Source organism: Autumnicola aciditolerans, assembly GCF_041679265.1.
Classification (GTDB): Bacteria; Bacteroidota; Bacteroidia; order Flavobacteriales; family Flavobacteriaceae; genus Autumnicola.
In genome coordinates, this window is sequence record NZ_JBGFSM010000002.1 from 193,641 (window position 1) to 209,239 (window position 15,599).

15 protein-coding genes are annotated in these 15,599 nt (G+C 40.8%); 7 read left to right on the forward strand and 8 right to left on the reverse strand.

Annotated features, from left to right (window positions below; translation table 11 throughout):
• Positions 1-13: 13 nt before the first annotated feature.
• The 4 genes from AB8M93_RS02620 (at position 14) to argH (ending at position 4,322) form a co-directional block, all read left to right on the forward strand.
• Positions 14-955, forward strand: coding sequence for an N-acetylornithine carbamoyltransferase (locus AB8M93_RS02620; RefSeq protein ID WP_373056213.1), 942 nt, complete (start codon positions 14-16; stop codon positions 953-955).
• 182 nt (positions 956-1,137) lie between these two features.
• Positions 1,138-1,917 carry an acetylglutamate kinase gene (gene argB, locus AB8M93_RS02625; protein ID WP_373056075.1) on the forward strand — a complete coding sequence of 260 codons (780 nt, stop codon included), beginning with the start codon at positions 1,138-1,140 and terminating at the stop codon, positions 1,915-1,917.
• 1 nt (position 1,918) lies between these two features.
• Complete coding sequence (locus AB8M93_RS02630; protein ID WP_373056076.1) at positions 1,919-2,995, forward strand: M20 family metallo-hydrolase; 1,077 nt, start codon at positions 1,919-1,921, stop codon at positions 2,993-2,995.
• A 49-nt stretch (positions 2,996-3,044) separates the two neighbouring features.
• Complete coding sequence (gene argH / locus AB8M93_RS02635) at positions 3,045-4,322, forward strand: argininosuccinate lyase (RefSeq protein WP_373056077.1); 1,278 nt, start codon at positions 3,045-3,047, stop codon at positions 4,320-4,322.
• Between the two features lie 119 nt (positions 4,323-4,441).
• On the opposite strand, the gene leuB is transcribed toward argH, so the two are convergent.
• Genes leuB through AB8M93_RS02655 form a run of 4 tightly spaced genes read right to left on the reverse strand, consistent with a single transcriptional unit; the run spans position 4,442 to position 8,760 of the window.
• Complete coding sequence (leuB, locus tag AB8M93_RS02640; RefSeq protein ID WP_373056078.1) at positions 4,442-5,557, reverse strand: 3-isopropylmalate dehydrogenase; 1,116 nt, start codon at positions 5,555-5,557, stop codon at positions 4,442-4,444.
• A 40-nt stretch (positions 5,558-5,597) separates the two neighbouring features.
• Positions 5,598-6,209: a 3-isopropylmalate dehydratase small subunit gene (gene leuD / locus AB8M93_RS02645; RefSeq protein WP_373056079.1), complete on the reverse strand. Its 612-nt coding sequence runs from the start codon at positions 6,207-6,209 to the stop codon at positions 5,598-5,600.
• Complete coding sequence (gene leuC, locus AB8M93_RS02650; protein ID WP_373056080.1) at positions 6,209-7,591, reverse strand: 3-isopropylmalate dehydratase large subunit; 1,383 nt, start codon at positions 7,589-7,591, stop codon at positions 6,209-6,211. Before leuC ends, leuD begins: the two co-directional genes overlap by 1 nt.
• Positions 7,591-8,760: a 2-isopropylmalate synthase gene (locus tag AB8M93_RS02655; RefSeq protein WP_373056081.1), complete on the reverse strand. Its 1,170-nt coding sequence runs from the start codon at positions 8,758-8,760 to the stop codon at positions 7,591-7,593. Before AB8M93_RS02655 ends, leuC begins: the two co-directional genes overlap by 1 nt.
• A gap of 146 nt (positions 8,761-8,906) precedes the next feature.
• On the opposite strand from AB8M93_RS02655, the gene AB8M93_RS02660 reads away from it, so the two are divergent.
• Positions 8,907-10,451, forward strand: a complete 1,545-nt coding sequence (locus AB8M93_RS02660; protein WP_373056082.1) for a hypothetical protein — start codon at positions 8,907-8,909, stop codon at positions 10,449-10,451.
• Positions 10,452-10,460: 9 nt separating this feature from the next.
• Positions 10,461-11,333, forward strand: coding sequence for a DMT family transporter (locus tag AB8M93_RS02665; protein WP_373056083.1), 873 nt, complete (start codon positions 10,461-10,463; stop codon positions 11,331-11,333).
• On the opposite strand, the gene AB8M93_RS02670 is transcribed toward AB8M93_RS02665, so the two are convergent.
• Together AB8M93_RS02670 and panB are read right to left on the reverse strand one after the other, a co-directional pair.
• On the reverse strand, positions 11,330-12,034 hold the full coding sequence (locus AB8M93_RS02670) for an RluA family pseudouridine synthase (protein WP_373056084.1): 705 nt from the start codon (positions 12,032-12,034) through the stop codon (positions 11,330-11,332). The two genes, AB8M93_RS02665 and AB8M93_RS02670, sit on opposite strands and share 4 nt — an antisense overlap.
• 149 nt (positions 12,035-12,183) lie before the next feature.
• Complete coding sequence (gene panB, locus AB8M93_RS02675; RefSeq protein ID WP_373056085.1) at positions 12,184-13,002, reverse strand: 3-methyl-2-oxobutanoate hydroxymethyltransferase; 819 nt, start codon at positions 13,000-13,002, stop codon at positions 12,184-12,186.
• A gap of 128 nt (positions 13,003-13,130) precedes the next feature.
• Between panB and AB8M93_RS02680 the strand changes: the two genes are divergently transcribed.
• Complete coding sequence (locus tag AB8M93_RS02680; protein ID WP_373056086.1) at positions 13,131-13,733, forward strand: nuclear transport factor 2 family protein; 603 nt, start codon at positions 13,131-13,133, stop codon at positions 13,731-13,733.
• A 147-nt stretch (positions 13,734-13,880) separates the two neighbouring features.
• Here AB8M93_RS02680 and AB8M93_RS02685 read toward each other — a convergent pair whose 3' ends face one another.
• Both AB8M93_RS02685 and AB8M93_RS02690 read right to left on the reverse strand, forming a co-directional pair.
• On the reverse strand, positions 13,881-14,882 hold the full coding sequence (locus tag AB8M93_RS02685) for an alcohol dehydrogenase (protein WP_373056087.1): 1,002 nt from the start codon (positions 14,880-14,882) through the stop codon (positions 13,881-13,883).
• A 74-nt stretch (positions 14,883-14,956) separates the two neighbouring features.
• Positions 14,957-15,577: a CPBP family glutamic-type intramembrane protease gene (locus AB8M93_RS02690; RefSeq protein ID WP_373056088.1), complete on the reverse strand. Its 621-nt coding sequence runs from the start codon at positions 15,575-15,577 to the stop codon at positions 14,957-14,959.
• Between the last annotated feature and the right edge of the window lie 22 nt (positions 15,578-15,599).

A 15,599-nucleotide genomic window follows, 5' to 3' on the forward strand; every position in this document is an offset into this window, starting at 1 on the left:
GAAGATGAGAATAATGAACAATTATATCACTTTATCTGACATAGAAAACCTGAAAGAATTAATTGAAGAGGCGATTCAGCTTAAAAAGGAGAATACTTTAGCTGAATTAGGTAAAGGAAAAACCCTGGGAATGCTGTTTTTTAATCCGAGTCTTCGTACCCGCCTCAGTACCGAAAAAGCTGCGAAATTATTGGGAATGGAAGTAATGGTAATGAATGCCGATAAAGATGGCTGGGCACTGGAATTTGAAGATGGTGCGGTGATGGATTCAACAAAAGCTGAACATATAAAAGAAGCGGCGGCGGTACTTTCTCAATACTGCGATATTATTGCAGTGCGCGCTTTTCCCGAGTTGAAAGATAAGGAAAAAGATGAAGCGGAGCTGGTCATTAAGAGTTTTCAGAAATATGCTTCAGTACCTGTTGTTAATCTTGAAAGTGCAACGGGCCATCCGCTGCAGGCGCTTACTGATGCCATCACCATTTCAGAATTAAAGAAAACCAAAAGGCCAAAGGTGGTGCTTACCTGGGCGCCTCATCCCAAGGCATTGCCACAATCTGTGCCTAATTCTTTTGCTGAAATTATGCAGAAATCAGAAGTGGATTTTGTTATTGCAAATCCTGAAGGTTACGATCTGAATACTGAAATTACCAAAGAGGTTCCAGTGGTTCACGATCAGGAAGAAGCGCTTAAAAATGCTGATTTTGTCTATGTAAAAAACTGGAGCAGTTATTCAGATTACGGCGGCAAACCAAAAGTTAAAGAAAGCTGGACCTTTACTGAAGAAAAGCTTAAATTAACTAACAATGCTAAAGTGATGCATTGCCTGCCGGTAAGAAGAAATGTGGTAATTGCCGATGAAGTTTTGGATAGTTATAATTCGGTTGTCATCCACCAGGCAAATAACCGGACTTTTGCAGCACAGGCCGTTTTGAAGAGACTACTGGAAAGGTGAATAGTGAAAAGTGAAAAATGAAAAGTGAAGAGTGAAGAGAATTTAGTTGTGCATCATTTTAGAAACGTCGGTTAAGTTTGGCTTCTTTGCGAGCGGAGTAAAACGGAGCGAAAAAAAAGCTTATGTAAAAACTTCTGCTTCTGTTCATTATTTCAAGCAGGGACGGATTAAATTCAGAAAAAATGGAAAAACAAATATTAAAAGTTGTCAAAATAGGAGGGAAGCTTATTGAAGATGAAAATAAGCTTAGGGAGTTTTTGAAAGATTTCTGCGCTTTGCCTTTTCCGAAAATTCTGGTCCACGGGGGTGGCACAATGGCCACAAAACTGGCTGAAAAATTAGGTTATGAAACCAAAATGGTAGAGGGTCGCAGGATTACAGATGCCAATTCTATGAAAGTAATTACAATGGTGTACGGTGGCCTCATCAATAAAAATATTGTGGCAAAATTACAGGCTATTGGCACCAATTCTTTGGGGCTTTGTGGGGCCGATGCCGGAACGATTATTTCCAATAAAAGAGAAATAGGGGAAGTGGATTTTGGTTTTGTTGGAGACATTGAGCGGGTGAACACGGGCTTTATTTCGGCTACATTACAACAAAATATCACGCCTGTTTTTTCCGCGATTTCCTATGACGGCAGGGGAGAATTGCTCAATACCAATGGTGATTCTGTCGCTGCTGAAATTGCCAAGGCCATGGCCGGAATTTATGATACCGAGCTTTACTACTGTTTTGAAAAAAAAGGAGTGCTTACCGATGTTGAAAATGACGAATCTGTTATTGAAGATATAGATGAACAGCTTTATAAGCAGTTATTAAATCGTGGAATTATAAGCGATGGAATGCTGCCTAAACTACAAAATTGTTTCGAAGCGCTAAATAATGGAGTGAGTAAAATATTTCTGGGAGATTCCAACCTGCTCAAGAAAAATGCTATACATACAAAAATTATAAAGTAAGATGGAAATTGGCAATTTACAGCAGGAAGCTTTAGCGCTGCTCAAAAATCTTATTGAAACCCGGTCTTTTTCAGGAGAAGAAGAGGGCACTGCAAGCCTGCTGGAAAACTGGTTCAAGAAAAATAATATTCCCTTCTACAGGCATTTAAACAACGTTTGGGCGTGCAATAAAAATTTCAGCAAAACCAAACCAACCCTTTTGCTAAATTCCCATCATGATACCGTAAAGCCAAATTCTGGTTACACCCGGGATCCTTTTAAAGCAGTGGTTGAAAATGACAAATTATATGGCCTGGGAAGTAATGATGCCGGTGGCTGCCTGGTTTCGCTGCTGGCAACTTTCACCCATTTTTACGCTGCGGAAGGCCTTGGATACAATATTGTTTTTGCGGGTACTGCCGAGGAGGAAACCAATGGGAAAAACGGAATTTCCTGCCTGCTTCCAAAAATGCCAGATATCAACGTGGCAATTGTTGGCGAACCAACGCTGATGAACCTGGCCATTGCCGAAAAAGGACTGGTGGTTTTTGACGCAGTCGTTAAAGGAACGCCTTCTCATGCGGCACACCCCAATAATAATAATGCTATCTACAAATCCGCAAAGGCATTACAGTGGTTTGAAAATTTCAGTTTTTCTGAAAAATCTGAAGCTTTGGGCGAGGTGAAGCTTACCGTGACCCAAATTAATGCCGGCAGCCAGCATAATGTGGTGCCTGCAAAGGTAGATCTTGTAATAGATGTGCGTGTAAATGATTGTTATACTAATGCTGAGGTTGCCGAAATTTTGCAAAAACAGGCACCGGTAGATGAAATTATTCCGCGCTCGCTGAGGTTGAATTCTTCCTCTATCCCGCCGGATCACGATCTCGTAAAAGCGGGCATTGATTTAGGAATGGAAACGTACGGTTCTCCAACCCTTTCCGACCAGGCAATGCTTAAATGCCCTTCTTTAAAACTTGGACCAGGAGATTCCACCAGGTCACATTCTGCAGATGAATTTATTTATGTGAAAGAAGTTGAGGAAGGAATTGAAAAATATATAAAACTGCTTGAAAAAGCATTAAAAATTAGTTACTAATCAAAGCTTCCAGATTTCAAAAGCTGGGAGTTTCTGGTATATATAAAATATGAAACTCTGGGACAAAGGCATTTCAATAGATAAAAAAATAGATAAATTTACGGTGGGTAATGACCGGGAACTGGATATGTTTTTAGCCGAATACGATCTGAAAGCTTCTAAAGCGCACGCTAAAATGCTTGGTAAAGTTGGAATACTTGAAGCTGAAGAAGTCAGCGAAATTGAAGCTGAACTGGAGAAAATACATCAACAGCTTAAAAATGGGCAGTTTCATATTGAAGAAGATTTTGAGGATGTACATTCCAAAATAGAATTTGAACTTACCCAAGCGTTAGGAGATACCGGAAAGAAAATCCATACGGCACGTTCCAGGAACGATCAGGTTTTGGTGGCCATGCAGCTTTATTTCAAAGAAAACCTTCAGGAGATTTCCACTAAAACAAAGAAATTAATCGATGTGCTTCTAAATCTGTCCAAAGAGCACCAGGAAAAATTGCTCCCGGGTTATACACATCTTCAGGTAGCCATGCCGTCTTCTTTCGGTTTATGGTTTTCGGCTTATGCCGAATTGCTTATTGACGATCTTTATTTACTGGAAGCAGGACTTAAGATTGTAGATCAGAATCCGCTGGGTTCTGCCGCAGGTTATGGTTCCTCTTTTCCTATAGACCGGGAATTTACAACCAGGGAATTAGGTTTTTCAGCATTAAAATATAATGTGGTTGCCGCGCAAATGAGCAGGGGGAAATGTGAGAGAACGGTAACTTCTAATATTGCTTCGGTAGCAAATACTCTTTCCCGCTTTGCTATGGATATTTGCCTGTATATGAGTCAGAATTTCGATTTCATTACTTTTCCTGATGAACTCACTACCGGCTCCAGCATTATGCCTCACAAAAAAAATCCTGACGTTTTTGAACTCATCAGGGGAAAATGCAACAAACTACAAAGTATTGCTAATGAGATGATCCTTATCACCAATAACCTGCCCAGTGGTTATCATCGCGATTTTCAGCTTATAAAAGAGAACAGTATTTATTCCGTAGAAAATATAAAGGAAATCCTGGATGTTTTTATTCATTCCATTTCCCTGATAATAGTAAAAGATGTTGATCTTCATGATGAAAAATACAAATACCTGTTTACGGTAGACAGTATTAATGACCTGGTGATGCAGGGGAAATCTTTTAGGGAAGCATATAAAGAAATAGGAGAGCAGGTACAAAACAATACATATAAGCCTGCGGAAGGTAAGAAACATACGCATATTGGCAGTAAGGATAATCTTGGACTTGAAGAAATAAGGAAGAAAAAGGAAAAGCTTTAAATTACAAACCAGTTATTCGCTTCCAGTTCCTACAATTTAAAAACAAAAAAAACCTCCCGCTAAAACCACACAATAAGCGAGAGGTGCAAAAAATGAATAAAAGAAATTTTGGATATTTTTTATATAATGGTCATCTGCCCAAAATTGAGATTTTCATTATTAATATTACTGTTATCAGGATCTCCTATAACTCCTTCAAGGAAATCCCCCACTTTTGTAGTGGAATAATGGTTGTCCTTATTAAGATCCTGAGTACATACATTCATTTGTATACTAATTTCCACGGCTCTGCGAACTATTTCCGCTTCTTTCTTTAAACCGAAATGATCCAGCAGCATAGCAGCGGAAATAATGGAAGCAACGGGATTGGCGATCCCCTTGCCCGTGGCCTGCGGATAGGAACCGTGAATAGGCTCAAACATGGCGCTTTCTTCACCTACAGAAGCAGATGCCAGTAAGCCAATACTTCCGCCAATTACGCTCGCCTCGTCAGAAAGAATATCACCAAACATATTTTCAGTAAGAATTACATCAAATTGGGTGGGATTAAGGATCATTTGCATGGCTGCATTGTCCACAAAAAGAAAATCCAGTTCTACATCATTATAAGCCCGGGCCACTTCTTTTACTGTTTTTCTCCATAATCTTGAAGTTTCCAGCACATTTGCTTTATCTACCAAAGTTAATTTTTTACGGCGTTGCTGTGCGGCTTTAAAAGCCAGGTGGGCGATTCGCTCAATTTCTTCTACGGAATACGTGCAGGTATCGGTGGCGCTTTTTCCATCTTCAGCGGTGGTTTTTTCACCAAAGTATATTCCACCCGTTAGTTCCCGGTAAATCACCATATCTGCCCCGGCAATACGTTCCCGTTTAAGCGGAGATTGGTCCAAAAGTTTTTCATAGGTGTTCACCGGCCGGATATTTGCGAAAAGGCCAAGGCCTTTTCTAAGTCTTAACAACCCCTGCTCGGGCCTTACTTTTGAATCTGGATTATTGTCAAATTTTGGATGGCCTATGGCGCCAAAAAGAACGGCATCAGATTTTTTACATAAATCTAAAGTAGCTTCAGGTAAGGGGTCTCCAACAGAATCTATGGCCGCGGCACCAACCACGGCATTTTCAAAATAGAAATCGTGGTCAAACCGGTCTGCAATGGCTTTCAGTACTTTTATAGATTGTTGAGTGATCTCCGGGCCAATACCGTCTCCGGGTAATACTGCTATATGTAGTTTCATTTTTTTGCTTGTATTTGTATTCTGAATAAAATTTCAGAATTTAAACTCCTACCGAAGCAGGTGTGGTTTTTTTATCCTTTTCGTAATTTTTAATAGCATCCAGTTTGCTAACCAAAAAATCTATATCGTCAAATCCATTGATCATGCAGGTTTTCTTATAGGGATCTATATTAAATCCTTCTGATTCTCCTGTACTTTCAATGCTGATTTTCTGGTGTTCCAGGTCTACTTTAATTTTTTCTTCGGAATTTTTCTGAATGGCCAGAAACAGTTTTTCCAGGAATTCAGGAGATACCTGAACTGGTAGCAAACCGTTGTTTAGAGAGTTTCCTTTAAAAATGTCGGCAAAATAACTGGAAACAACCACTTTAAAACCATAGGCTTTTAACGCCCAGGCGGCATGTTCCCGGCTGGAACCACAGCCAAAGTTATTTCCTGCCACAAGAATAGAACCTGTGTATTCTTCTTTATTCAGTGTGAAATCGGGATTAGGTTCGTCATATTTATCAAATCTCCAGTCCCTGAACAGGTTTTCGCCAAATCCGGCTTTATCTGTAGCTTTTAAAAACCTGGCCGGGATAATTTGGTCTGTATCCACGTTTTCTATATCTAATGGAACAGCGGTGTCTTTAAGTGTGGTAAATTTTTCCATTAGTTTAATTGTTTTGTGTAATCTGTTAATTTTCCTGCTACTGCTGTTGCCGCAGCGGTCAACGGGCTTGCCAGAATGGTTCTGGAACCCTGTCCCTGCCTGCCTTCAAAATTCCTGTTACTGGTAGAAACGCAATATTCACCTGCGGGAATTTTATCATCATTCATGGCAAGGCATGCAGAACAACCGGGTTGCCTAAGGGTAAAACCAGCCTCTTCAAAAATGGCACGAAGCCCTTCTTCTTCAATCTGGGCAGCTACCTGCCTGGATCCGGGAACAATTAGAGCATTTACATTATCTGCTTTCTTTTTGCCTTTTATGTACGCAGCTGCAGTCCTGAAATCTTCAATTCTGGAATTGGTACAACTGCCAATAAAAATATAGTTAATGGGTTTATCCAGAAGGATTTCTCCCGGTTTAAATCCCATATATTCCAAAGCTTTAGCATCGCTTTTTCCCCCTTCCACAGGGATAGCACCACTTAATTTTATGCCCATTCCGGGGTTGGTGCCATAAGTGATCATGGGTTCAATATCTTCGGCTTCAAAGGAATATTCCTGGTCAAAAACAGCGTCTTCATCTGTTTTAAGCGTGCGCCAGTAGCCTTTCAGTTTTTCCAGTTCTTCCCCTTTTGGAGCGAATTCCCGGCCTTCAATATACTCAAAAGTGGTTTCATCTGGAGCGATCATTCCGCCGCGTGCACCCATTTCAATACTCATATTACAAACGGTCATACGGCCTTCCATAGACATATTTTCAAAAACATCTCCCGCATATTCGCAAAAATAGCCTGTCCCGGAGTTAGTACCCAGTTTACTGATGATGTAAAGTATTACATCTTTAGGCAACACCCCGTTTTTTAGCTTTCCGTTCACGTTTACACGAAGTTTTTTAGGCTTTTCCACCAACAGGCACTGGCTGGCGAAAACCTGGGCAACCTGGCTGGTCCCAATCCCGAAGGCAATGGTGCCAAAAGCACCGTGTGTAGATGTATGGCTGTCCCCGCAAACAATAGTCATTCCCGGCTGCGTAATCCCCAACTCAGGCGCCATTACGTGTACAATTCCGTTATATGGATGGCCCAACCCATAAAGAGTAATATTGTTGTCTTCGCAATTTTGGGTAAGTTCCTTCAACTGCTTTCTGGACAGTAAATCCTGTACCGGCAAATGCTGGTTTTGGGTAGGGGTATTATGATCTGCTGTGGCCACAGTTTGTTGCGGGCGAAACAGAGGAATTTCCCTTTCTTTTAATTCATTAAACGCCTGCGGACTCGTAACTTCATGGATAAGATGTTTATCAATATACAAGATGTCTGGCCCGTTAGGAATGGATTCTACTATATGTGAATCCCATATTTTATCAAAAAGTGTTTTCTTCATTATGCAATAGCCATATTTTTTCGGGACAACTTCATAATTTCATGAATATCGTTATCTACCACTTCTTTTCTGCAGTCTGCGTAGTTTAAAAATTCATTATAAACACAATCCAGCTGAAGTTTGGTTAACTCGTATCCCATTTTTTTGGCGCGATAAGCCAAAGCAGCCCTTCCGCTTCTGGCGGTAAGTACAATGGCCGATTCAGTCACGCCCACATCAGCAGGGTCTATAATTTCATAAGTTTCCCTGTTTTTAATTACGCCATCCTGGTGAATCCCGGAGCTGTGGGCAAAAGCATTCGCCCCAACAATAGCTTTGTTGGGCTGTACAAACATTCCCATTTCCCTGGAAACCATACAACTGGTATCGTAAAGGAATTTGGGATTGATAGCGGTAGTTAAATTAAGGGTAGGATGCTGCCTAAGGATCATCACCACTTCTTCCAGGGCAGTGTTTCCGGCACGTTCTCCAATACCATTTATAGTACATTCTATTTGTCTTGCCCCATTGGAAACTCCTGCAATGGCATTGGCAGTGGCCATCCCCAAATCGTTATGGCAGTGGCAGGAAATGCGCACATTTTCAATTCCCTTTACGTTCTCTTTAAGGTACTTTATTTTCTTCCCGTATTCTTCAGGAAGGCAGTAGCCTGTGGTATCGGGAATGTTCAGTACCGTTGCGCCGGCTGCCACGGCAGCAGTACAAACCTTAGCAAGAAATTCATTATCTGTACGCCCGGCATCTTCAGCATAAAACTCCACGTCCTCCACAAAAGTTTTAGCGTATGCCACAGCTTCTTTCGCTCTTTCAATAATCTTTTCCCGTGTGGAATTGAATTTGTATTTAATATGGGAATCTGATGTGCCTATCCCGGTGTGAATCCTTGGTTTTTTTGCATATCGCAGCGCTTCGGCTGCAACCTCTATGTCTTTCTTCACCGCACGTGTCAATCCGCAAACCGCAGCATTTTTAACCAGTTTCGAAATTTCAGAAACCGACTTAAAATCGCCTGGGCTGGAAACAGGAAATCCTGCTTCTATCACATCTACACCCAGTTCATCAAGCCGGGCAGCAATTTTCAATTTTTGGGCAGTATTTAATTTACAGCCTGGTACCTGTTCTCCGTCTCGTAACGTGGTGTCAAAAATTTCTACCTTTTCTGTACTCATAAGAGATTTTTTTTGCTTTATCTTTAACTAAATTATGATTATATCCACTCTTTAGCACGGTTGCAAATTACACGTTACGATAATTAATCTGGAAATTAAACTGTAATTATACTGATAATCAGGTGCTTAAAAAGCTTTTTGTTACAATGACTAACGATTTGTCTGACAATCTTTTTTCTTTAATAAAGTCTCTTTCCCCTTCAGAAAAAAGACAATTTTCCCTTTACGTGGGAAGGATTGGGGTAAATACCGACAGTAAATTTCTCAATTTATTTAAGGTTATGTCTAAGCTGAAGAAGTATGATGAGGAAACGATCTTAAAAAATACTAAAATTAGCAAGCGGCAATTATCCAATGTTAAAGCACACCTGTACCGCCAGATTTTAATAAGCCTGAGGTTGAATCCTTCCCATCAGAGCATGCCGGTGCAAATAAGGGAACAGCTGGATTTTGCCATTATCCTTTACAGAAAAGGCCTTTATAAGCAAAGTTTGAAGCTGTTGGATAAAGTGAAGGCAACCGCTATTTATTACGAAGAGAAAAATATAGCTTATGAAATTCTGGATTGGGAAAAGATCATTGAATCCCAATACATCACCCGCAGTATTAATAATCGTGCTGAAAGTCTAATTGAACAAACTGAGGAACTTACTAGCCTGAGTGTTGTGGCCAGTAAATTGTCTAACCTTTCTCTTCATTTATATGCCATTTTCCTTAAAATGGGGTACGCGCGTACTGAAGAAGAAGCGCTGCAGGTGAAGAAAGATTTTGAAAAAGGCTTGCCAGATTATAATTTCAGCGAACTGGGATTCCGGGAAAAACTTTGGCTTTATAAGGCTTATCTCTGGTATAGTTTTATTCGGCAGGACTTTCTGGCCTGTTTCAGGTACGCTTCAAAATGGAACGAGCTCTTCAATGAAAACAAGCATTTAATTCCCGTTCACCCTGTATCTTATTTAAAGGGAAACCATTATTTGCTGGAAGCACTTTTTTATCTTAACCACGTAAGTTTATTTGAAAAAGTGCTTAAAGATCTTGAAAAAAGCCTGAAAGACCCTCGTGTGCCGGATGATGATAATATCGCCGCGCTTTCTTTTCTTTATTTGTATTCTAATAAACTCAATTTGAGGTTTATGAAAGGCGATTTTGCCAACGGGGATAAACTCGTGGAAAAAATTCAGAAGAAAATAAAGAAATATAAGAGCAGGATAGATGAGCATCACATAATGGTTTTTTACTATAAAATTGCCTGCCTTTACTTTGGGGATGGTGATAATAAGAAATCTATTGAATTTTTAAAGAAGATCATCAATAACAAGTCTTTGGAAATGCGGGAAGACCTTATGTGTTTTGCCAGGATCCTCAATCTCGTGGCACATTATGAAGCGGGGCTGGATTACCACCTGGAGCGTCTCATTAAGTCTACCTATAAGTTTTTAATCAAGATGAATGACCTTCACGAGGTGCAACTGGAAATGATTAAATTCTTAAGGCATCTTCCGGATGTTTCTCCTTTGGAAATCAAAGCGGAATTCCGCAACTTGCACGCCACCTTGAAGTCTTATGAAAATCATCCATACGAGCGGAGAGCGTTTTTATATCTTGATATCATTTCCTGGCTGGAAAGCAAGATAGAAAACCGGCCGGTAGGGGAGGTGATAAAAGAAAAAGTGCTCCAGGCGTCCCGTTAATTTGCTAATTTGACTATAAAAAACCAGCATTTAAAACATATTCTTGAACTTAACCTTGCGGTTATACTCATTAGTACGTCCGGAACTTTGGGGAGGTATATTACCCTAAGTCCTTTTGTGATTATCCTCTTCAGGGCGATAATGGCAGGAACGGTATTATTTATTTTCTGCAGGTTTAAAAACTTCAGGATAAAAATTGCCAATAAACGGGACCTGTTAAAAGTAATCCTGGGAGGTTGCCTAATGGGAATCCATTGGATTACTTATTTTTTTTCGCTGAAGTTTTCAAGTGTGGCAGTGGGAATGCTCTCCATTTATACCTACCCTGTAATTACTACCTTTTTAGAACCATTGCTGCTAAAGACAAATTTCAGCAAAATGCACCTGGCGCTGGCGGTGCTGGTCCTCTGCGGAATTTATTTTCTTGTGCCGGAATTCAGCTTTGAAAATGACCAGACCCTGGCCGTTGCTTTTGGAGTGACTTCAGCATTCTTTTATTCCCTGCGGAATATTCTCATGAAACAGGAAGTGGAAAGATATAATGGTTCAGTCCTCATGATGTACCAGATGATTATTATCAGCTGCCTGCTAATACCGGTTTTCTTTATTTTTGACCTTTCCGGCGTAGTTTCTCAACTGGTGCCAATTTTTGTTCTGGCGCTGGTAACAACCTGTCTTGGCCATACGCTATTGCTGATGAGTTTCAGGAATTTTTCGGTTACCACTGCAAGTATCATCAGCAGTGCGCAGCCCGTCTATGGAATTTTGCTGGGATTGCTCTTTTTAGGAGAATACCCTGCCATGAATACAATTATTGGAGGATTGCTAATTATTTCTGCTGTTTTTGTGGAAATAAGCCGAAGCATGAAAAGGCACAATTAAGAAGTGCAGGCTTTCCAGATGCTATCTTCTGGCGGTGGGGCAAGAATATGTACAGGCTCCTTTTTAACAGGATGCACAAATTTAAGTTCTCGCGCATGTAAATGGATACTGGCATCCTTATTACTCCTGTCAAAACCATATTTCAGGTCTCCTTTAATTGGGCAGCCAATTGCTGATAACTGACTGCGAATCTGGTGGTGCCTTCCGGTATGTAAATCTATTTCCAGCAGGTAATAATTGTCAAGGTTTTTAAGAACCTGGTAATCCAGGATGGCTTTTTTGCTATCCGGCACTTCTTTTATATGCGCGTAAGATTTATTTTGTTTCGGGTTGCGTTTCATATAATGAACCAGCGTGTCCTTTGGTTTGGGAGGTTCATTTTTGACTATTGCCCAATAAGTTTTTTGGGCATCTTTTTCTTTAAAAAGTTTATTGAGCCTGGGAAGGGCTTTGGAAGTCCTGGCGAAAAGCACTATTCCGCTGGTGGGCCGGTCCAGCCGGTGCACCACGCCCAAATAGACATTCCCCGGCTTGTTATATTTTTCTTTCAGATAAGATTTTACCACCTCGCTTAACGGTTTATCCCCCGTTTTATCCCCCTGTACGATATCTCCCGGCCTTTTGTTAACCACAATAATGTGGTTGTCTTCATAAAGAACCTGAAGATTATTTTTATTTGAAATGGTTTTTTCTGAATTCAATTCGCGGATAAGTTTTGTAGAAAAAATTGTTCTAATACTTTGAAGAAAACCCGCAAGTGATAATTTCTTCTAACTTCTAACTTCTAACTTCTAACTTCTAACTTCTAACTTCTAACTTCTAACTTCTAACTTCTAACTTCTAACTTCTATTAGTATTGTTCTTCATCTGAAGGGAAATCACGGCTTTTTACATCTTTAGTATAATTTTCAAAAGCGCTGGTCATTTGCGAATGTAAGTCGGCATATCTTCTTAAAAACCTGGGATTAAATTCATGGGTCATTCCCAACATATCATGCACCACCAGCACCTGGCCGTCCACGCCGTTTCCGGCTCCAATTCCTATTACGGGTATAGTAAGGCTTTCGGCTACTTCTTTCGCCAGTTTGGCCGGTACTTTTTCCAGTACAACCGCAAAACACCCCATTTTCTCCAGGAGCAAAGCATCAGATTTTAATTTTTCGGCTTCCTGTTCTTCTTTTGCGCGAACTGTATAAGTCCCAAATTTGTAAATGGATTGTGGCGTTAAACCCAGATGTCCCATTACCGGAATTCCGGCGTGCAGGATTCGCTTAATGGAATCTTTAATTTCCTTTCCACCTTCCAGTTTAACCGCATGGGCACCGCTTTCTTTCATTATGCGAATTGCCGAGCGCAAAGCTTCTTTAGGGTCGCTTTGGTAGCTTCCAAATGGCAAATCTACCACCACAAGTGCGCGGTTAATTGCCCGCACCACGCTGGAAGCATGGTAGATCATATGGTCCAGGGTAATGGGAAGGGTGGTTTCATGCCCCGCCATTACATTGCTGGCAGAGTCACCCACCAGAATTACATCTATGCCCGCGCCGTCAACAATTTTGGCCATGGTAAAATCGTAGGCGGTAAGCATGGCAATTTTTTCACCATGATTTTTCATATCTACAAGGGATTTTACCGTAATTCTTTTGTACTCTTTCTTAGCAACAGACATCAGATTCTTTTTTGTTGGAGTAAAAGTAGTAAATTAGTTGGCCACATTCAAAGTGAAACCCGGAAAGGCCAGAATTATTAGGCTCTTATTTTTCGGAATTCTCAGAATAATAAGTAAAAACTCAAATTATGAAAATCAATCTAAGCATTCTCACGCTGTTTTTCTTCGGAATAATGTTCGCTCAGCAACCTGAAAATAAAAACACTTCTGCAGAATTCGACTTACAGGATAATATGGATGCCAAAGCTACAGCTGAAGCCGAAGCTAAAGATGCCGCGGTAAAACTGGTTGAAGATTTTTTCGTGGCATTTCATAAAAAGGACACGGCAGCGCTAAGGCAGTTTGCCCATCCCGATATTGTAATGCGTTCTGTAGCAGTAGATACAGCGGGTGGCAACACGGTAACGGCAGAATCTTATACTGAATTTTTAAAATCGATGGCTTCTATTCCAAAATCTACAAAATTTGAAGAGCGATTGCATTCTATTGCCGTACATGCTTCTGGAGAACTGGCCAGTGTACTGGCTCCTTATTCGGTTTATGTAAATGAAGAATTAAGACATTGCGGGGTAGATTCCTTTCAATTAGTAAAAGTAGGGGAAGACTGGAAAATTTTGTACCTGGCAGATACCCGTAGAACTGAAGGATGCGAAGAATTTGAAGCCAGGGAAAGAGCAGGAGGAGAAACCAAACGCGTTATGGACAAAGCGCCTGATTTTGATGATAATTAAGATCTGTCCAAAGGAACATGGATAAAGTGCCAGCTCGAGCGAAGTCGAGAGCTTGTGGAAAAAAGTACTTCCAATATTCTCGATTGCGCTCGAACTGACGAACTTATTCTTAAACAGCCTGTAATTTTGTGTTTTAAGGCTTTAGTTTTATGGTCTTAACACCACTCTGAACCTGGCTTTGTTGTTAATCATCTTATCATAAGCTTTATTCACCTGGTCCAGCGGAAATTCCTCTATCATTGGAGTGGTTCCGCTTAAGGCGCTAAAGTTAAGGGTGTCTTCAGAATCCATGGCGGTACCGCTCGCCCATCCGGCAGCGGTCTTTCTACCCATTAGCAGCTGCATTGGAGAAACTTCTACAGGTTCTCCCGTTGCGGCAACCATTACTATTTTACCGTTCACGCCTATTCCGTCAATTACAGAGCTAATGGCTTTACTGCTTGGGGCAGTAGCCAGGATAAGATCTGCTCCGCCTAATTTCTGCAATTCTTCAGCCGCATCCTGTTCCCCGGCATTAATAAAATGATGGGCTCCAAGTTCTTTGGCGAGGTCTTTTTTATCATCGCTGGTGGAAATCGCTACAGTACGCATTCCCATTTTAGCGGCATATTGCACGGCAAGGTGACCCAGGCCACCAATTCCCTGGATTGCAACGGTATCTCCTGCGGTAACCCCGGCGTTTCTTATGGCATTAAAAACAGTGATTCCCGCGCATAAAAGCGGTGCGGCATCTGCTGAAGACAACTCGTCTGGAACGCTGGCCACCGCTTCATGAGGGGCAGTCATATATTCAGCATAACCGCCGTCATAAGAAATGCCGCTGATTTTAGCATTTTCGCAGTTGATAAAATCTCCGCGGCGGCAGGGCTGGCAGGTAAAGCAATGGCCGCCATGCCATCCCACTCCCACGCGCTGTCCTTTTTTCCATTTTGTAACCCGTTCCCCAACTTCTTCTACAACTCCCACCACTTCATGGCCTGGAACGCGCGGATAATCAATAGGAAAAATACCTTCTTTTACAATGGCATCACTATGGCAAATTCCGCAGGCTTCCACTTTAATTAAGACTTCATTTTCTTTGGGAGACGGCTTGTCGATATCTACAACCACAAAATCTCCTCCTTTTTCTTTTACTTGTACAGCTTTCATAACTTATTTTTTTGGTTTTTGAAGTTACAAAAATGAACAACTTTCTTTTTTAATGCTTTGTTAAACTTGAATTTTTAAAAGAGCTTTGGAAGCAGGAAAAAAACAATAATACTGTTGTTCATGCTATGCATGAGAATAGGCCATAAGAGGCTGTTATTTTCAATCTTAATTTTTCCGAAGAAATATCCGGCAATAATACGCGGAAAGATGAGAAGAAAAAGTACAAGGTTTAACTCAAAGACTTCCACGTAATTGTAAATATGTACCAGCCCGAAGAGAAAGGCAAAGAGCAGCCAAAACGGCTTATAATATTTATGAAGAACACGCTGCAATCCTGAAATTAAATTTTGAGGAATAACTTCTTTCAGGAATAAAAAGATCAGGATAGCTGAAACCAGTAAAAGCGCGAAGCTGATGAGCCAGTAAACACCTTCGGGGATAAAAAAAGCTCCAAAAATTACAAACCAGCTGCAAATAAAGAAAAAGATGTCGTTGGACGATGGTTTTATAAGGCTCCTGAAAATTCCTTCTTCCAGTACCGGCGCTACAATTAATGCCATGATGGCAAACCGCAGCGGACTTTCATCCAGCATCTGGAAAAGTTCTGTTTGTTGATACTGTTCCAGATCTATACTGGGAAATGTGCTGTTTAAAATACCAATTATTGCAAAAAAGCAAAAATAACACGCCACCATGAACCCATAGTTGCGGATAAGA